This window comes from Staphylococcus aureus (assembly GCF_001027105.1).
In the GTDB taxonomy this organism is placed as follows: domain Bacteria; phylum Bacillota; class Bacilli; order Staphylococcales; family Staphylococcaceae; genus Staphylococcus; species Staphylococcus aureus.
In genome coordinates, this window is sequence record NZ_CP011526.1 from 836370 (window position 1) to 852700 (window position 16331).

Below are 16331 nucleotides of genomic sequence, written 5' to 3' on the forward strand. Positions count from 1 at the left end.
TGTTCATCTATATATGATGAAAATGAACATTTATACGAAATAGTAAATTTCATCAAGTAGGAGGAAAAAGTTATGACAACTGATATTTTGAACATTTCTGAAGAACAACTTGTTGATTATTCTAAAGCCCACAATGAACCTTCTTGGATGACAGAATTACGTAAAAAAGCTTTGAAATTAACAGAAACTTTAGAAATGCCAAAACCTGATAAAACAAAATTAAGAAAATGGGATTTTGATTCTTTTAAACAACACGATGTAAAAGGTGATGTTTATCAATCTTTATCACAATTACCTGAGTCAGTAAGAGAAATTATTGACGTAGATCATTCTAAAAACTTAGTAATTCAACATAATAATACGATTGCGTACACACAAGTTGATGATAATGCATCGAAAGATGGCGTTATCGTTGAAGGTTTAGCAGACGCTCTTATGAACCATAGTGATTTAGTACAAAAGTACTTTATGAAAGATGCAGTAACAGTAGATGAACATCGTATCACAGCGCTACACACGGCATTAGTTAATGGTGGCGTATTTGTTTATGTTCCTAAAAATGTAGTTGTAGAACATCCAGTACAATACGTTGTGTTGCACGACGACGAAAATGCAAGCTTTTATAACCATGTTATCATCGTTACTGAAGAAAGCGCCGAAGTCACATATGTTGAAAATTACTTATCAAATGCATCTGGTGAAGGAAATCAATTAAATATTATTTCTGAAGTGATTGCTGGTGCAAATTCAAATATCACATATGGCTCAGTGGACTATATGGATAAAGGCTTTACAGGTCATATCATTCGACGTGGTATTACTGAAGCGGATGCCTCAATTAATTGGGCACTAGGTTTAATGAATGAGGGTAGCCAAATTATTGATAATACAACAAATTTATTTGGTGATCGTTCAACAAGTTCACTTAAATCAGTAGTTGTAGGTACAGGCGAACAAAAAATTAATCTAACATCTAAAATCGTACAATATGGTAAAGAAACAGATGGTTATATCCTTAAACATGGTGTTATGAAAGAACATGCATCGTCTGTATTTAATGGTATCGGCTACATTAAGCATGGTGGAACTAAATCAATTGCTAATCAGGAATCACGTGTATTAATGTTATCTGAACATGCTCGTGGTGACGCGAATCCTATTTTATTAATTGATGAAGATGATGTACAAGCTGGTCATGCTGCATCAGTAGGTCGTGTTGATCCAGATCAACTTTACTATTTAATGAGTCGTGGTATTTCTCAAAGAGAAGCGGAACGTCTTGTTATACATGGTTTCTTAGATCCAGTAGTACGTGAATTACCTATCGAAGACGTTAAACGTCAATTGAGAGAAGTAATTGAACGCAAAGTTTCTAAATAATATTTTGAAAATAAAAGTTTGTAATAGATATAGACTGTCGATATTGGTATAAGACTAATACAACGTCAGTATTTAAATGATTAGGATTTTTATTTAAGAAAGGTCGTGAATGAAGTGGCCGAACACTCATTTGACGTTAATGAAGTAATCAAGGATTTTCCGATATTAGATCAAAAAGTCAATGGCAAACGTTTAGCATATCTTGATTCAACAGCGACAAGTCAAACGCCTGTGCAAGTGTTAAATGTTTTAGAAGATTACTACAAGCGTTATAATTCAAACGTTCATCGTGGTGTTCATACATTAGGATCATTGGCAACTGATGGTTATGAAAATGCCCGTGAAACCGTTCGTCGTTTTATTAATGCGAAGTATTTTGAAGAAATCATTTTTACACGCGGAACAACTGCGTCGATTAACCTTGTAGCACATAGCTATGGTGATGCAAATGTTGAAGAGGGCGATGAAATTGTTGTCACTGAAATGGAACATCATGCCAATATTGTTCCTTGGCAACAGTTAGCAAAGCGTAAAAATGCGACATTGAAATTTATACCAATGACAGCTGACGGTGAATTAAACATCGAGGATATTAAGCAAACGATTAATGATAAAACAAAGATCGTTGCTATTGCACATATATCTAATGTGCTCGGTACAATTAATGATGTTAAAACCATTGCAGAAATAGCTCATCAACATGGTGCAATTATCAGTGTTGATGGGGCGCAAGCAGCACCACATATGAAACTTGATATGCAAGAAATGAATGCTGATTTTTATAGTTTTAGTGGTCATAAAATGCTTGGACCAACAGGTATTGGCGTATTATTTGGTAAACGTGAGTTACTACAAAAAATGGAACCGATTGAGTTCGGTGGCGACATGATTGATTTTGTAAGTAAGTATGATGCAACATGGGCTGATTTACCTACTAAATTTGAGGCGGGTACTCCATTAATTGCTCAAGCAATTGGGCTTGCAGAAGCTATTCGCTATTTAGAACGCATAGGTTTTGATGCAATTCATAAATATGAACAAGAATTAACGATATATGCTTATGAGCAAATGTCTGCAATTGAAGGAATTGAAATTTATGGCCCGCCAAAGGATCGTCGTGCAGGTGTAATAACGTTTAATTTACAAGATGTACATCCACACGATGTTGCTACAGCCGTAGATACAGAAGGTGTAGCGGTTAGAGCTGGGCATCATTGTGCGCAACCGTTAATGAAATGGTTAAATGTGTCTTCAACAGCTAGAGCGAGTTTTTATATATACAACACGAAAGAAGACGTTGATCAGTTAATAAATGCCTTGAAACAAACGAAGGAGTTTTTCTCTTATGAATTTTAATAATCTAGATCAATTATATAGATCTGTCATTATGGATCATTATAAAAATCCTAGAAATAAAGGTGTATTAGATAACGGGTCTATGACAGTAGATATGAATAACCCGACATGCGGTGACCGTATACGACTAACATTTGATATAGAAGACGGCATTATAAAAGATGCTAAGTTTGAAGGTGAAGGTTGTTCGATTTCAATGGCAAGTGCATCGATGATGACACAAGCTGTTAAAGGTCATTCACTTGGAGAAGCAATGCAAATGAGCCAAGAATTTACGAAAATGATGCTTGGTGAAGACTATGTGATTACAGAAGAAATGGGAGATATTGAAGCATTGCAAGGTGTATCTCAATTCCCAGCTCGTATTAAATGTGCCACATTAGCTTGGAAAGCATTGGAAAAAGGTACTGTTGCTAAAGAAGGTAAAGCAGAAGGTACGACTGAAGAAGAATAGAATGCTGTTAATCATAGATAATTTTGATATTAGACATATAAAAGTATAAAAATTTTTATAAGATGTCATGTCATTGTTATAATATGGTTTACATCATGAATTAAAAACTTACGCACGCCGTTGTAAATATATTTTTAAGGAGTGATTGAAATGGCTAAAAAAGCACCTGATGTTGGGGATTATAAATATGGATTCCACGACGATGATGTGTCCATTTTCAGATCAGAACGTGGTTTAACTGAGAATATCGTTAGAGAAATTTCTAACATGAAAAATGAGCCGGAATGGATGTTAGATTTCCGTCTTAAATCATTAAAATTGTTTTATAAAATGCCAATGCCTCAATGGGGTGGCGACTTATCAGAATTGAATTTCGATGACATTACTTACTATGTAAAGCCTTCAGAACAAGCTGAACGTTCATGGGATGAAGTGCCAGAAGAAATTAAAAGAACTTTCGATAAATTAGGAATTCCTGAAGCTGAACAAAAATATTTAGCTGGTGTTTCTGCTCAATATGAATCTGAAGTTGTTTACCATAATATGGAAAAAGAACTTGAAGAAAAAGGTATTATCTTTAAAGATACAGATAGTGCTTTACAAGAAAATGAAGAATTATTCAAAAAATACTTTGCTTCTGTAGTACCTGCAGCAGATAACAAATTTGCGGCGTTAAACTCAGCAGTATGGTCAGGTGGTTCGTTCATTTATGTACCTAAAAATATCAAACTAGATACGCCACTACAAGCTTATTTCCGTATTAACTCTGAGAACATGGGTCAATTTGAACGTACATTAATCATTGCTGATGAAGGTGCTTCTGTACATTACGTAGAAGGTTGTACTGCACCAGTTTATACAACTAGTTCTTTACACTCTGCTGTTGTGGAAATCATTGTGCATAAAGATGCGCACGTTCGTTATACTACGATTCAAAACTGGGCGAACAATGTATACAATTTAGTTACAAAACGTACTTTTGTTTATGAAAACGGAAATATGGAATGGGTAGATGGTAACTTAGGTTCTAAGTTAACGATGAAATATCCAAACTGTGTTCTTTTAGGTGAAGGTGCAAAAGGTAGTACATTATCTATTGCATTTGCTGGTAAAGGACAAGTTCAAGATGCCGGTGCTAAAATGATTCATAAAGCACCTAATACATCTTCTACAATTGTTTCTAAATCTATTTCTAAAAATGGTGGTAAAGTTATTTATCGCGGTATTGTTCATTTTGGACGTAAAGCAAAAGGTGCTCGTTCAAATATTGAATGTGATACATTAATCTTAGATAACGAATCAACATCAGATACAATTCCATATAACGAAGTATTCAACGATCAAATATCATTAGAACATGAAGCCAAGGTTTCAAAAGTTTCTGAAGAACAATTATTCTATCTAATGAGTCGTGGTATTTCTGAAGAAGAAGCGACAGAAATGATTGTTATGGGATTCATCGAACCATTTACAAAAGAACTTCCAATGGAATACGCGGTCGAAATGAACCGTTTAATCAAGTTCGAAATGGAAGGTAGTATTGGATAGCTTTAAACCGCGTTGTTAAGCCATTCTTAACTTCCGAAAATGGCTATTGATACCATTTTGATACCATTTACTTGTCAAAAATGGCTATTGCATCGTGTTTTTTCTGAGTATATAAATGGCTGTAAGTGCCCATCGTTTCAGTGATTTGAGCATGTCTCATAAGTGACTGTAAAACGAAAATATCTACACCATTATTTGCAAGATAAGATGCATAAGAATGTCTTAACGCGTGAATGTTATAATGGGGGAAAGCTTTTTGGAATTTCTTTTGAACATGACTGTAATGTTTGGGAGCCATTCCTCCGAAAATAAAATAACTACGTTCATCAAAATATTTGTTTAACTCTTTTTCACGTTGGTGTCGTTCAGTTAACATTGTATTGATGAATTTAGGTAAAGGAACAATATCCTCTGAACTATCTGTTTTTGGTCTCGGATATATAGTTCTATTAGAGATGTCCATTGTTTTATTTATGGATATCTCTTTTTTATATTTATTGTAGTCTGTCCAAACAAGCGCCATAGCTTCGCCAATCCTTAAACCTGTATAAAACATTAATGTAAATAACTCTCTGTAATCTTGATCTTCAATGTCTTTGATTCTTTCTTCAAATTCTTCACGCATCATAAACTTAGGTTTTGGCTTTACACGCGGAATAGGTTTAATTGATATTGTTGGATCTGTACGTAATCCAAAGTATTTTTTAGCATAATTAATTACAACTTTAAAACCTGACCAAATTGTACGAGCAGAATTTGTTGATGCTACATTCTCTATTAGATATTTACGAAACTCTTGGCATTGATTTTGTGTTATCTTATTCATTTTTATGTGCCCGAACTTAGCTTTAAAGTGTTTATGATATTCATTTTGTTTGCGTCGTTTTGTTTTAGGTCTCAAATCGCTATTTTCTAAGTAGTGATGAAAAACATAATCAAATGTTTTCGAATCACTATATCCTTCGTTTACGTCATTCAAAAAAATAGCCTCTGCTCTCTTAGCTTCACGCTTAGTTGAAAAACCGCGTTGCATCTTACGTTTGTTATTACCGTATACATCTTTATATCTAATGGAAAAATACCATTTACCTGTATTATCATCCTTATATACTGGCATTTTGCTTCTCCCTCCTCAAAATTGGCAAAAAATAATAAGGGTAGGCGGGCTACCCGAAATTTAGTACTAGGTACTAAATGTGATATAATAAAATAAAAAGTAGGTGATGTTATGACATTTAAAAACAATCATAATTTCAATGAATTAGTTTTAACGAATGAAGACATTAGAATTTTAAAAAATGTCTTAGAAGATGCAGTCAGTGTTTATGATGAATATTCGGTATGTAATGAAGAATCCGATTTTGCTTACTGTTTATTAAGAGACTTATATACATTAGACAGCTTAGCTATTTCGTCAAATAATGTTTGAATTATCGAATTGTACTCTTCGATTTTAATACCATGCATAATAGAGTTTCTGTGTTCAATAGCAGCTTTGACTGAATGTTTTAAATGTTCTTCTATTAAATCGTTGTTTTCCATTTCGTTTAAAAATGTTCTTATATTCCTCTTGTAATCAGGTGTTTGTTTAATTATATCTTTATCAAACTTGTTCAATATCAGCCTACACATTAGTTCTAGCGCTCTACCTAAAAGTAGTGATGTAGCTAGCCTTTTTTCAGACATAAAGCAATCATAAGCTTCAACTATATGAGTTTCAAAATCCTTGTCATTAACTGTTTCTAATAATTGAGTGTATTTTCTTAAAGAAGCCGGTAAATCATTTGCGTTTTCTAACAAAGAATTAGGTGTTCGATAAATTTTTGTAGATTTATCTGATAAATATAAGTCAGAATGAGTTTCAAAATAATAATGCGCAATTGCATCGTCGTTGTATATACTAGCTAAATCGCTCAAGTTAAACATTTGAAAATCATGTATGACTTTTTCGAAAATGAAAGTACTTTTTATATATTCACTTAACTTCTCGAAAGATCTTTCTGTTCTTTTTAAAACATCATCTACAGAAATATTTATTTTCTTCGCTTGCATGCCTTCTGACCCACCGTGAATATAAATTAAACCTCTGTAAAAACTGATATTCAAATCTGCGTAGCTATATTTTATACCGGAATAAAAGGGGAAGTATCCAGTATTTTTATCTATTACATCACCAAAAAATATATCCACTAATTCTTTATATTTTTTGTGAAGTTCATTCATTCTTTTTTCTATATCGTTATATCTCCATAAGTATTGTTTCTCTTCCATCCCTCATCCTCCTCACGCCACACAAGCGCTATTAATCAATATCCAATAATTGTTGTTTTTTCTTATCGAACTCTTCCTGAGAAATTACTCCGACATCTAATAATTCTTTATATTTTATTAATTCATCAGCAACAGAAAAACTCATTTTTTCAGAATTGGATGGTTTCATAGAACTTTCTCGAATAGAGATTTGTTCTTGTATTGTTTCCGCCATTCTAGATACAGTGTTTTTTGATATGCTTCCTATAGCGATACTTGATGAACCGTGATGTATAATTATTTCGCCAAAAAGAAGTCCTTTTTTATACGAAACAGAATTGATTTTCTCGAATGGAAATTCATGAAATTTCAAACCATATATCATACCTTTATCTAAGAATAACAATCTTAGATCAGTACATACTATTAAGTAGGTATTATTATTGTACAATCCCGAAGTTACATACATTATGTTTTCATTATCTTTTAAAATCATAGGTAGTTCTTTCACTTCTTTTTTTGTACCAAACAAATCCTCTACACCTATTTCGCTAAATCTTTGGTAGATTTTAGATAAGTTTTCGTCAGATTTATTGATTTCACTTTCAAATTTCACTTCTTTTCTAGGTTTACTTTGGTATTCTTTTAAAATTTCTCTTTTGTCTTCAACAGATAGTTGCTTGTATTGTTTCTTTTCTTCTTTTGTTTTAGTTGCTAAATATTGACTCTCAATCATACTTTCTTTGAACGTTAATCTGCTCTTAGGTAATTCTTTCATGTTCATTTCTCCTTTATTTTTTGATTGTTAAATCGTTAGATCATAAGCATATTTAAATTCATTTATAAAATCAGATTTGCTTTCCATTTTCTCTTCTAAAAAACTTAAGTAGTTTTCTGCGTGGTAATTTTCGTTATTTGACATATAGTCGTTTAACCCATTGTGTATATGTCTTCTGATTACTTTTACCGCTATATGGATCGCTTGAAAACTCATTTGATACTTGTACGAAATTTGCTCAATATTAAAGTTGTTTATATATTTGTATCTTATATGTAAAGGAAACAATAAACATGAAGCAAATGAGTTTGCTTCATATTCTTCAGCAATCCTTCTATAATAATCTTTATATGTGAATGTTTTATTTAAATTAACTCCAGTATGTCCCATTATAAAATGACCATATTCATGAGCTAAAGTAAATCTTAGACGATTCATAGGCAGTAAATCGTTATAAACTATAATCGCTTTGTCTCCTTTTCTAATATGAAACGCTTCTTCTGAACCGAAAATAGAAGGTATTTTAAAATATAAAGTGCCAGTATTCTGAGAAAATTCAGAGAAAGTCACTAATTTAATACGTTTATCTTTTGAGATAATTTCAAATATATCTAAAGGAAAAGATAAGTTATATAGACCATTTGTGATCTCGTAAACTGCTTTCGCAGATTTAAAAAAAGATTTTTCATAATTTAATTTCAATTAAAAAGCCCCTTTGTTACTTAGTTAAATCATCCCAATCATCAAACATTGCTTCTAATATAGTCAAAGCTTTTTGCCTTTGTGCCTCCGTCATATTTTCTGTAGCTCGATGCATAATAAGAATATCTTCACTTTTATCTTCTCCGGAGTACTCATCTTTTTCTCTACCTAATAAGTAATCAACTGATACATCGAAGTGATCGGCAATTTTTTGCACCTTATCAATGCCTGGTTTGGTTTTCTCCCATCTTCTGATTTGTCCGTTTGAAAACCCTAAAGTTCTCTCTAATTCAGCAAAAGTCATACCTTTTGAATTGCACAAATTACGGATTCTTTGTACTAGATTCATAAATTTCTCCTATCACAGATTAACTTTTTCGCTATTTTTGTTGACAATTAGCATAAAAGTTAATATACTGTATTTAAGCTTTAAATTTAGCTTACTAAACACATAACAATTATTCGTTGGGGAACGAGTATTCAATACCTTTATGACAGGCATTACGAATTGTTATAGGTTTATTAAACTATGCTTAAATATTAGCATAAAAGTTATTGGTGTTCAACAGATAATTTATTTGCTTAGAAAAAATGTTATAGGAGGTGCTAATATGTCGACAACAGATTTCGGCTTGAAAGTGAGAACGGAATTATTAAAACGCAACATGACAAACAAGCAACTTGCGGAAATGCTAGAAATTTCAAGTGCTTACTTATCGGATATTTTACGTGGACGTAGAGATGCTTTTGAACAAAAGAAACGTATTGCGAAAATTTTAGAAATTAAAGAAGAGGTGAAGAGTTAATGAATGAAATTAAAACTTTCAGTAACGACATGTTTTCAATCTTAATCAAACAAGATAATGAAAATAATTTATTCGATTTAGAAACTGTCGCAAAAAGTTTGGGGTTCACTCAGTTTAAAAACGGCAAACAATATATTCGTTGGGAAACTATCAATAAATATTTAGGTAAATATCTTTCCCAAGAAGTTGGGAAAGGCGATTTCATACCAGAACCAATGGTATATAAGTTGGCTTTCAAAGCAGGTAATGCTGTAGCAGAAAAATTTCAAGATTGGTTGGCGATGGAAGTCCTACCAGCTATTCGCAAACACGGTATCTACGCAACAGACAATGTAATTGAACAAACATTAAAAGATCCAGACTACATCATTACAGTGTTGACTGAGTATAAGAAAGAAAAAGAGCAAAACTTACTTTTACAACAAGAAATCGGAGAACTAAAACCCAAAGCAGACTATGTAGATGAAATCTTAAAGTCAACTGGCACATTAGCCACAACTCAAATCGCGGCAGACTACGGTATATCAGCACAAAAGTTAAACAAACTACTACACGAAGCTAGACTACAACGAAAAGTAAATAAACAGTGGGTGCTTTACTCAGAACACATGGGCAAGAGTTACACAGATTCAGACACTATAACAATTGTGCGTTCTGATGGCAGAGAAGACACAGTTTTACAAACTAGATGGACACAAAAAGGCAGATTGAAAATACATGAAATCATGACTGAATTCGGTTATGAAGCTAATTTAGGGGGAGCGTAAATGACACCAGAACAAAAAGAAAAGCTAAACAATATAGTATTAACACTTTATGCAGTTAAAGAAAACAAAAGTCAAACATACACACACAAAGATACTCTTACTGTGACATATGCAGGCGAGATTGAGCACACTTACGAAGTCGACAGAGAGAAACACCTTGAATCAATGATTGAGTGGGCAATTGACCAAATCGAACAGCACTTTGATTTAGACGAAGAAGAATAACACACAATTGAACAAACAACTTAATAGGAGGAATTATCAATGAACACACTATATAAAACAACCCTCCTCATCACAATGGCAGTTGTGACGTGGAAGGTTTGGAAGATTGAACGAAATACGAGAAAGCCTGTAATCAATCGGAATGATTTTAGTAAAGAGTCTACAGCAGAAACGATTGAGCGACACAGTGATCCTGATTCAGGAATAAAACTACTTAAGGCATTTTCCGACTTCACTAAACAAGCTGAAAAGCAAAAACCTACACTAGGAGAAGTTTATAGACGGAACAAACCTGAATTACCAACCGTTACTTTAGACGAAAACGGACTGTTTATAAATGATTTTAGGGTGCCTTATATACTTGAGGAAGGGGTTAACGTAAAGAAATCTATGAACAACCTATATAAGGTCAGTTTGGACTTTTTCGCTAAAAGTATTATTGCAGATAATTACGAAGCAGATAACCCAGAGAATCAACAGTTATTTTAAAGGAGGAAAAGATATGATGAAAAATAGTTTGCAAGCTAAAGAACTTGCGGTAATTTTATCTGTTTCTAAATCCAAAGCAGGACAAATAATAAGAGAACTGAATAAAGAGCTTGAAGATGAAGGATACATTGCGATACGAGGCAGAATACCAGTCCAATTAGCTAGGAAAAAATTCCCTTATCACGACTTATCAGACCAGAGAATAATGGAGGAGTTGAAAAAAGAAAATGAGTAACATTTATAAAAGCTACCTATTAGCAGTACTGTGCTTCACAGTCTTAGCGATTGTACTCATGCCGTTTCTATACTTCACCACAGCGTGGTCAATTGCAGGATTCGCAAGCATAGCGACATTCATATTTTATAAGGAATACTTTTATGAAGAATAAAAAAAACTGCTACTTGCGCCAACAAGTAACAGTATCAAGTACTTAAGAAAAATTTCAAGTTAAATATAAAACGAAACAAGGAGGAAGTCAACTATGACTAAAAATTATAAAGACATGACTCAGGACGAAATAAAAGACTTATTATCTGAAAAAAGCGGAGAATTGTATGAATTAGCGAAAGAAATTAAGGGAGAAAGTAAATTTGATATTTTGCTTTTCTCATCAATAGGAGTTATCGACGGAGATTATTTAGCAGGTTCAAATTCTGTGATTGGTCATACTTTCGATCTTGCTTCCTTATTGGATAGCACTAAGAGTTATAAAGACATTGTCAATGTTCTCCAAATGTGTAAATCACAAAAATTTCTCGGTATTGATGACGACAAGGAGGACTAAAACAATGTATTACGAAATAGGCGATATCATACGCAAAAATATTCATGTTAACGGATTCGATTTTAAGCTATTCATTTTAAAAGGTCATATAGGCATATCAATACAAGTTAAAGATATGAACAACGTACCAATTAAACATGCTTATGTCGTAGATGAGAATGACTTAGATATGGCATCAGACTTATTCAACCAAGCGATAGATGAATGGATTGAAGAGAACACAGACGAACAGGACAGACTAATTAACTTAGTCATGAAATGGTAGGAGGCATGAAAAGTGAATGAATTACAAGAGAGAGAACTAGAAACATTTGAACAAGACGACCGATTCAAAGTAACAGACTTAGACAGTGCTAACTGGGTCTTTAAGAAACTAGATGCAATCACAACTAAAGAGAATGAAATCAACGAGTTAGCAAATAAAGAAATTGAACGCATAAACGAATGGAAAGATAAAGAAGTAGAAAAATTACAGAGTGGCAAAGAATATTTACAAAGCCTTGTAATTGAATATTTCAGAATACAAAAAGAACAAGATAGCAAATTCAAGTTGAATACACCTTACGGAAAAGTGACAGCCAGAAAAGGTTCAAAAGTCATTCAAGTTAGCAATGAGCAAGAAGTTATTAAACAACTTGAGCAACGAGGTTTTGACAACTATGTAAAGGTAACTAAAAAACTTAGCCAATCAGACATTAAGAAAGATTTCAATGTAACTGAAAACGGCACTTTAATTGACGCAAACGGCGAAGTTTTAGAGGGTGCTAGCATTGTTGAGAAACCAACGTCATACACGGTAAAGGTGGGAGAATAGATGGCCGAACAACTTAATTTGTACCAAAAAATAGCAGATGTTAAAGCGAATATTGCGGGCTTCACAAAAGATACTAAGGGTTATAACTTCTCGTATGTTTCAGGATCTCAAATATTACACAGAATAAGAGAAAAGATGATTGAACATAATTTATTGTTAGTCCCCAATACGTCAAATGAAAATTGGACGACACATACTTTTAAAAACAAAAAAGGTCAAGAAGTGACAGAATTCATAGTTGAAATGGATTTGAATTATACATGGATTAATGCTGATAAACCAGAAGAACAGTATGAAGTAAGTTATCACGCTTACGGTCAACAAAATGATATTTCACAAGCACATGGCACAGCGTTAACTTATGCTGAACGCTATTTCTTAATGAAGTTCTTTAACATTCCAACTGATGAAGATGACGCAGACGCAAAACAAAAACAAGATAAATATTCAACAGTAAGTCAAGAATTTAAAGACATACTAACTAAAGAAGTTAATGATTTTATAGCCATAGCTAAAGAAAGTGGATTCGCGGAAAAATACCAGGAACAAATTAACAAATTAGAAAAAATGAACGTCGAAGCACTGAATAAAAACCAAATCAATGTAACCAGACAACAGATAAAAAAATGGCTTGGAGGAATTGAACAATGAATACAGTAAATTTAATTGGGAACCTAGTGGCAGATCCAGAGTTAAAAGGTCAAAACAACAACGTAGTTAACTTTGTAATCGCAGTACAGAGACCATTCAAAAACAAACAAACTAACGAATATGAAACAGACTTCATTCGTTGTGTTGCATTTGGTAAGACTGCTGAAATCATCGCTAATAACTTTAATAAAGGTAATAAAATTGGCGTTACTGGTTCAATACAAACCGGTAGTTATGAAAATAATCAAGGACAGAAAGTGTTTACTACAGACATCGCAGTCAACAATATAACTTTCGTTGAACGTAAAAACAACGGTCAATCTAACAACCAACAACAGCATAATTCATATAACGCACCACAGAATAGACAGCAATCAAATAATCCATTTGCTAATGCTAATGGTCCTATAGAAATCTCTGACGATGATTTACCTTTCTAGGACGTGATTAAATGGCTCAAATCAAAAACTATATCACTCAAGATGACGGCACAACAACAGTCGTTATCGAGGGTGCCGAGCTAGGAGACAAAGAAACATTATTACTTGATAACGGCTACGAAGTCGAATGTGATTTGCGAATCGAAGACCCATTCAAAATAACAGACAAGCAACGAAGAAAAATATTTGCGCTCTGTAACGACATAGAGAGCCACACAGGCCAACCACGTGACTATATGAGGTATTTGTTCCAAGAATATGTAACGGTTCTGTATGACTATGACAAGAGTATTTCGTTAAGTGACTGTACACGGATGCAAGCGAATCAAATTATCGAGGTAACACTCGATTGGATATTTCACAACGACATACCGCTTAGTTATAAAACAAGCGACTTGCTGAAACAAGATAAATCATTCTTATACTGGTCAACTGTTAACCGCAACTGTGTAATATGCGGAAAGCCTCACGCTGACCTAGCACATTATGAAGCAGTTGGCAGAGGCATGAACAGAAATAAGATGAATCACTATGACAAACATGTATTAGCGTTATGTCGCGAACATCATAACGAGCAACATGCGATTGGCGTTAAGTCGTTTAATGATAAATACCACTTGCATGACTCGTGGATAAAAGTTGATGAGAGGCTCAATAAAATGCTGAAAGGAGAGAAAAAGGAATGAATAGACTAAGAATAATAAAAATAGCACTCCTAATCGTCATCTTGGCGGAAGAGATTAGAAGCGCTAAAAAAATTAAAAAATTTACCCCTGAGGATTCTAAAGGTTTTCCTGATATAACAAAAGATTCAATAAAAGAACCTAAATAAAAATATTATGGTTGATAAAATCCCATTGTTCTTTTGTTAACCACCCTTGTTTGTTATTGACTATTTCTGTAACAAACAGCTTATCTCCAGAATCGAGATAAGGTTTCAACTTTTCTATCATTTCTGAAGTTGATAAAGAAGAACGGAATAAAAATGAAGATTTCCAATAATTGCAATGACCATTAGAAATTTCCTTTTTTATAACATTTCTCAATTCCTCATATTTTTGTCCGGGTGAGTTTAAATCATATGTTAACATATAAGGTTTTTCCATATTTTATTCACCCCCAATCTAACGCAGTAGCGATAACAAAATTATACCAGAAAGGAGATAACGAAATGGCAACATTTAGAGTTTACAAAGAATCAGGTAACTTTGTCACAGTACACAAAGATTTTATACATGATTCTAATATAAGTTGGAAGGCTAAAGGTATTCTACTTTATTTGTTAAGTCGACCTGATAACTGGCAAATTTACGAAACAGAACTAGAGCAACATTCAACTGATGGACTTAGCGGTTTAAAGAGTGGAATCAAGGAACTGGAAGAAATTGGATACATTCAACGTAGTAGAAAACGTGATAAAAGTGGTAGGTTAAATGGTTATGAGTACTTAGTATATGAGCAACCGCACCACATTCGATTTTCCAACGTTGGAAAAACCGTTAACGGTAAAACCAACAATGGAAAAACCGTTAATGGTAAATCGCATACTACTAATAATAATAGTACTAATAATGATTTAACTAATAATAACAATACTAATAATGAAGGAAGTATATTGTCGGGCAACCCGACGGTGTCTTCCATTCCCTATAAAGAAATTATCGAATACTTAAATAAAAAAGCAGGAAAGCATTTTAAACATAATACAGCTAAAACAAAAGATTTTATTAAAGCAAGATGGAATCAAGATTTTAGGTTGGAGGATTTTAAAAAGGTGATTGATATCAAAACAGCTGAATGGTTAAACACGGATAGCGATAAATACCTTAGACCAGAAACACTTTTTGGCAGTAAATTTGAGGGGTACCTCAATCAAAAAATACAATCAACTGGCACGAATCAATTGGAACGCATGAAGTACGACGAAAGTTATTGGGATTAGGGGGATATTATGAAACCACTATTCAGCGAAAAGATAAACGAAAGCTTGAAAAAATATCAACCTACTCATGTCGAAAAAGGATTGAAATGTGAGAGATGTGGAAGTGAATACGACTTATATAAGTTTGCTCCTACTAAAAAACACCCGAATGGTTACGAGTATAAAGACGGTTGCAAATGTGAAATCTATGAGGAATATAAGCGAAACAAGCAACGGAAGATAAACAACATATTCAATCAATCAAACGTTAATCCGTCTTTAAGAGATGCAACAGTCAAAAACTACAAGCCACAAAATGAAAAACAAGTACACGCTAAACAAACAGCAATAGAGTACGTTCAAGGCTTCTCTACAAAAGAGCCAAAATCATTAATATTGCAAGGTTCATACGGAACTGGTAAAAGCCACCTAGCATACGCTATCGCAAAAGCAGTTAAAGCTAAAGGGCATACGGTTGCTTTTATGCACATACCAATGTTGATGGATCGTATCAAAGCGACATACAACAAAAATGCAGTAGAGACTACAGACGAGCTAGTCAGATTGCTAAGTGATATTGATTTACTTGTACTAGATGATATGGGTGTAGAAAACACAGAGCACACTTTAAATAAACTTTTCAGCATTGTTGATAACAGAGTAGGTAAAAACAACATCTTTACAACTAACTTTAGTGATAAAGAACTAAATCAAAATATGAACTGGCAACGTATCAATTCAAGAATGAAACACAATGCAAGAAAAGTAAGAGTAATCGGAGACGATTTCAGGGAGCGAGACGCATGGTAACCAAAGAATTTTTGAAAATTAAACTTGAGTGTTCAGATATGTACGCTCAGAAACTCATAGACGAGGCACAGGGCGATGAAAATAAGTTATATGACCTATTTATCCAAAAACTTGCAGAACGTCATACACGCCCCGCTATCGTCGAATATTAAGGA

The 16331-nt window shown here is 33.4% G+C and carries 27 protein-coding genes; 21 read left to right on the forward strand and 6 right to left on the reverse strand.

Going from position 1 to position 16331, the window contains the following annotated elements:
• Nucleotides 1–72: 72 nt before the first annotated feature.
• The 4 genes from sufD (at nt 73) to sufB (ending at nt 4738) form a co-directional block, all read left to right on the forward strand.
• The gene (gene sufD / locus AA076_RS04110) at nt 73–1380 is read left to right on the forward strand and encodes a Fe-S cluster assembly protein SufD (RefSeq protein ID WP_000205572.1); all 1308 of its coding nucleotides are present in this window, start codon (nt 73–75) and stop codon (nt 1378–1380) included.
• 105 nt (nt 1381–1485) lie between these two features.
• The gene (locus tag AA076_RS04115; RefSeq protein WP_001006454.1) at nt 1486–2736 is read left to right on the forward strand and encodes a cysteine desulfurase; all 1251 of its coding nucleotides are present in this window, start codon (nt 1486–1488) and stop codon (nt 2734–2736) included.
• Nucleotides 2726–3190, forward strand: a complete 465-nt coding sequence (gene sufU, locus AA076_RS04120; protein ID WP_001010508.1) for a Fe-S cluster assembly sulfur transfer protein SufU — start codon at nt 2726–2728, stop codon at nt 3188–3190. Before AA076_RS04115 ends, sufU begins: the two co-directional genes overlap by 11 nt.
• A gap of 150 nt (nt 3191–3340) precedes the next feature.
• Nucleotides 3341–4738 (forward strand): Fe-S cluster assembly protein SufB, encoded by a 1398-nt coding sequence (gene sufB / locus AA076_RS04125; protein ID WP_001074405.1) that lies wholly within the window; start codon nt 3341–3343, stop codon nt 4736–4738.
• A 67-nt stretch (nt 4739–4805) separates the two neighbouring features.
• On the opposite strand, the gene AA076_RS04130 is transcribed toward sufB, so the two are convergent.
• Nucleotides 4806–5855, reverse strand: coding sequence for a site-specific integrase (locus AA076_RS04130; RefSeq protein WP_001145725.1), 1050 nt, complete (start codon nt 5853–5855; stop codon nt 4806–4808).
• A gap of 111 nt (nt 5856–5966) precedes the next feature.
• Between AA076_RS04130 and AA076_RS04135 the strand changes: the two genes are divergently transcribed.
• Nucleotides 5967–6167, forward strand: a complete 201-nt coding sequence (locus AA076_RS04135; RefSeq protein ID WP_000143212.1) for an excisionase — start codon at nt 5967–5969, stop codon at nt 6165–6167.
• Here AA076_RS04135 and AA076_RS04140 read toward each other — a convergent pair.
• From AA076_RS04140 to AA076_RS04155, 4 genes are read right to left on the reverse strand one after another with little or no spacing between them, the layout of a single operon-like run.
• A complete protein-coding gene (locus AA076_RS04140; RefSeq protein ID WP_000391592.1) occupies nt 6104–7009 on the reverse strand; it encodes a hypothetical protein in 906 nt (301 codons plus the stop codon). The two genes, AA076_RS04135 and AA076_RS04140, sit on opposite strands and share 64 nt — an antisense overlap.
• Nucleotides 7010–7040: 31 nt before the next feature.
• Nucleotides 7041–7766: a PH domain-containing protein gene (locus AA076_RS04145; RefSeq protein ID WP_000661437.1), complete on the reverse strand. Its 726-nt coding sequence runs from the start codon at nt 7764–7766 to the stop codon at nt 7041–7043.
• A 27-nt stretch (nt 7767–7793) separates the two neighbouring features.
• Nucleotides 7794–8468, reverse strand: coding sequence for an ImmA/IrrE family metallo-endopeptidase (locus AA076_RS04150; RefSeq protein WP_000775187.1), 675 nt, complete (start codon nt 8466–8468; stop codon nt 7794–7796).
• A gap of 16 nt (nt 8469–8484) precedes the next feature.
• Complete coding sequence (locus AA076_RS04155) at nt 8485–8817, reverse strand: helix-turn-helix domain-containing protein (protein ID WP_001055143.1); 333 nt, start codon at nt 8815–8817, stop codon at nt 8485–8487.
• Nucleotides 8818–9079: 262 nt separating this feature from the next.
• Between AA076_RS04155 and AA076_RS04160 the strand changes: the two genes are divergently transcribed.
• The 13 genes from AA076_RS04160 to AA076_RS16035 all read left to right on the forward strand — a co-directional run bounded on the left by AA076_RS04160 (nt 9080) and on the right by AA076_RS16035 (nt 14277).
• Entirely contained in the window at nt 9080–9274 is a 195-nt protein-coding gene (locus tag AA076_RS04160) for a helix-turn-helix domain-containing protein (RefSeq protein ID WP_000108122.1), read from the forward strand.
• Complete coding sequence (locus AA076_RS04165) at nt 9274–10041, forward strand: phage antirepressor Ant (protein WP_001002757.1); 768 nt, start codon at nt 9274–9276, stop codon at nt 10039–10041. The genes AA076_RS04160 and AA076_RS04165 overlap by 1 nt, the downstream gene beginning before the upstream one ends.
• Nucleotides 10042–10266, forward strand: a complete 225-nt coding sequence (gene tscA / locus AA076_RS04170) for a type II toxin-antitoxin system antitoxin TscA (protein ID WP_000187184.1) — start codon at nt 10042–10044, stop codon at nt 10264–10266. It begins immediately after the preceding gene.
• Between the two features lie 39 nt (nt 10267–10305).
• The gene (locus AA076_RS04175) at nt 10306–10755 is read left to right on the forward strand and encodes a hypothetical protein (protein WP_001836220.1); all 450 of its coding nucleotides are present in this window, start codon (nt 10306–10308) and stop codon (nt 10753–10755) included.
• A 13-nt stretch (nt 10756–10768) separates the two neighbouring features.
• Nucleotides 10769–10990: a hypothetical protein gene (locus AA076_RS04180; RefSeq protein ID WP_000977381.1), complete on the forward strand. Its 222-nt coding sequence runs from the start codon at nt 10769–10771 to the stop codon at nt 10988–10990.
• On the forward strand, nt 10983–11144 hold the full coding sequence (locus AA076_RS14635; protein WP_000066011.1) for a DUF1270 domain-containing protein: 162 nt from the start codon (nt 10983–10985) through the stop codon (nt 11142–11144). The genes AA076_RS04180 and AA076_RS14635 overlap by 8 nt, the downstream gene beginning before the upstream one ends.
• A 93-nt stretch (nt 11145–11237) precedes the next feature.
• Nucleotides 11238–11540: a DUF2482 family protein gene (locus tag AA076_RS04190; RefSeq protein WP_000165363.1), complete on the forward strand. Its 303-nt coding sequence runs from the start codon at nt 11238–11240 to the stop codon at nt 11538–11540.
• Between the two features lie 4 nt (nt 11541–11544).
• Nucleotides 11545–11805: a DUF1108 family protein gene (locus tag AA076_RS04195; protein WP_001836221.1), complete on the forward strand. Its 261-nt coding sequence runs from the start codon at nt 11545–11547 to the stop codon at nt 11803–11805.
• Nucleotides 11806–11817: 12 nt separating this feature from the next.
• On the forward strand, nt 11818–12354 hold the full coding sequence (locus AA076_RS04200) for a host-nuclease inhibitor Gam family protein (RefSeq protein WP_001004336.1): 537 nt from the start codon (nt 11818–11820) through the stop codon (nt 12352–12354).
• Nucleotides 12355–13005 carry an ERF family protein gene (locus AA076_RS04205; RefSeq protein ID WP_000840496.1) on the forward strand — a complete coding sequence of 217 codons (651 nt, stop codon included), beginning with the start codon at nt 12355–12357 and terminating at the stop codon, nt 13003–13005.
• Nucleotides 13002–13445 carry a single-stranded DNA-binding protein gene (locus AA076_RS04210; protein ID WP_001099009.1) on the forward strand — a complete coding sequence of 148 codons (444 nt, stop codon included), beginning with the start codon at nt 13002–13004 and terminating at the stop codon, nt 13443–13445. The genes AA076_RS04205 and AA076_RS04210 overlap by 4 nt, the downstream gene beginning before the upstream one ends.
• Nucleotides 13446–13456: 11 nt before the next feature.
• Nucleotides 13457–14131, forward strand: a complete 675-nt coding sequence (locus AA076_RS04215) for a putative HNHc nuclease (protein WP_000057263.1) — start codon at nt 13457–13459, stop codon at nt 14129–14131.
• Nucleotides 14128–14277 (forward strand): hypothetical protein, encoded by a 150-nt coding sequence (locus AA076_RS16035; RefSeq protein ID WP_001081076.1) that lies wholly within the window; start codon nt 14128–14130, stop codon nt 14275–14277. Before AA076_RS04215 ends, AA076_RS16035 begins: the two co-directional genes overlap by 4 nt.
• Here AA076_RS16035 and AA076_RS04220 read toward each other — a convergent pair.
• A complete protein-coding gene (locus AA076_RS04220) occupies nt 14270–14551 on the reverse strand; it encodes a hypothetical protein (protein ID WP_000414755.1) in 282 nt (93 codons plus the stop codon). The two genes, AA076_RS16035 and AA076_RS04220, sit on opposite strands and share 8 nt — an antisense overlap.
• A 65-nt stretch (nt 14552–14616) precedes the next feature.
• Here AA076_RS04220 and AA076_RS04225 point away from each other — a divergent pair, with 65 nt between their 5' ends.
• From AA076_RS04225 to AA076_RS14640, 3 genes are read left to right on the forward strand one after another with little or no spacing between them, the layout of a single operon-like run.
• A complete protein-coding gene (locus AA076_RS04225; RefSeq protein ID WP_001836222.1) occupies nt 14617–15387 on the forward strand; it encodes a conserved phage C-terminal domain-containing protein in 771 nt (256 codons plus the stop codon).
• Between the two features lie 9 nt (nt 15388–15396).
• Entirely contained in the window at nt 15397–16176 is a 780-nt protein-coding gene (locus tag AA076_RS04230; protein WP_000803062.1) for an ATP-binding protein, read from the forward strand.
• Nucleotides 16170–16328 carry a hypothetical protein gene (locus tag AA076_RS14640; RefSeq protein WP_000256589.1) on the forward strand — a complete coding sequence of 53 codons (159 nt, stop codon included), beginning with the start codon at nt 16170–16172 and terminating at the stop codon, nt 16326–16328. Before AA076_RS04230 ends, AA076_RS14640 begins: the two co-directional genes overlap by 7 nt.
• Nucleotides 16329–16331 lie beyond the last annotated feature (3 nt).

Coding starts and splice junctions, on each gene's coding strand:
- sufD (WP_000205572.1), top strand. CDS start 73: ATGACAACTGATATTTTGAACATTTCTGAAGAACAACTTGTTGATTAT.
- sufU (WP_001010508.1), top strand. CDS start 2,726: ATGAATTTTAATAATCTAGATCAATTATATAGATCTGTCATTATGGAT.
- sufB (WP_001074405.1), top strand. CDS start 3,341: ATGGCTAAAAAAGCACCTGATGTTGGGGATTATAAATATGGATTCCAC.
- AA076_RS04130 (WP_001145725.1), bottom strand. CDS start 5,855: ATGCCAGTATATAAGGATGATAATACAGGTAAATGGTATTTTTCCATT.
- AA076_RS04135 (WP_000143212.1), top strand. CDS start 5,967: ATGACATTTAAAAACAATCATAATTTCAATGAATTAGTTTTAACGAAT.
- AA076_RS04140 (WP_000391592.1), bottom strand. CDS start 7,009: ATGGAAGAGAAACAATACTTATGGAGATATAACGATATAGAAAAAAGA.
- AA076_RS04145 (WP_000661437.1), bottom strand. CDS start 7,766: ATGAAAGAATTACCTAAGAGCAGATTAACGTTCAAAGAAAGTATGATT.
- AA076_RS04155 (WP_001055143.1), bottom strand. CDS start 8,817: ATGAATCTAGTACAAAGAATCCGTAATTTGTGCAATTCAAAAGGTATG.
- AA076_RS04160 (WP_000108122.1), top strand. CDS start 9,080: ATGTCGACAACAGATTTCGGCTTGAAAGTGAGAACGGAATTATTAAAA.
- AA076_RS04165 (WP_001002757.1), top strand. CDS start 9,274: ATGAATGAAATTAAAACTTTCAGTAACGACATGTTTTCAATCTTAATC.
- tscA (WP_000187184.1), top strand. CDS start 10,042: ATGACACCAGAACAAAAAGAAAAGCTAAACAATATAGTATTAACACTT.
- AA076_RS04175 (WP_001836220.1), top strand. CDS start 10,306: ATGAACACACTATATAAAACAACCCTCCTCATCACAATGGCAGTTGTG.
- AA076_RS04180 (WP_000977381.1), top strand. CDS start 10,769: ATGATGAAAAATAGTTTGCAAGCTAAAGAACTTGCGGTAATTTTATCT.
- AA076_RS14635 (WP_000066011.1), top strand. CDS start 10,983: ATGAGTAACATTTATAAAAGCTACCTATTAGCAGTACTGTGCTTCACA.
- AA076_RS04190 (WP_000165363.1), top strand. CDS start 11,238: ATGACTAAAAATTATAAAGACATGACTCAGGACGAAATAAAAGACTTA.
- AA076_RS04195 (WP_001836221.1), top strand. CDS start 11,545: ATGTATTACGAAATAGGCGATATCATACGCAAAAATATTCATGTTAAC.
- AA076_RS04205 (WP_000840496.1), top strand. CDS start 12,355: ATGGCCGAACAACTTAATTTGTACCAAAAAATAGCAGATGTTAAAGCG.
- AA076_RS04210 (WP_001099009.1), top strand. CDS start 13,002: ATGAATACAGTAAATTTAATTGGGAACCTAGTGGCAGATCCAGAGTTA.
- AA076_RS04215 (WP_000057263.1), top strand. CDS start 13,457: ATGGCTCAAATCAAAAACTATATCACTCAAGATGACGGCACAACAACA.
- AA076_RS16035 (WP_001081076.1), top strand. CDS start 14,128: ATGAATAGACTAAGAATAATAAAAATAGCACTCCTAATCGTCATCTTG.
- AA076_RS04220 (WP_000414755.1), bottom strand. CDS start 14,551: ATGGAAAAACCTTATATGTTAACATATGATTTAAACTCACCCGGACAA.
- AA076_RS04225 (WP_001836222.1), top strand. CDS start 14,617: ATGGCAACATTTAGAGTTTACAAAGAATCAGGTAACTTTGTCACAGTA.
- AA076_RS04230 (WP_000803062.1), top strand. CDS start 15,397: ATGAAACCACTATTCAGCGAAAAGATAAACGAAAGCTTGAAAAAATAT.
- AA076_RS14640 (WP_000256589.1), top strand. CDS start 16,170: ATGGTAACCAAAGAATTTTTGAAAATTAAACTTGAGTGTTCAGATATG.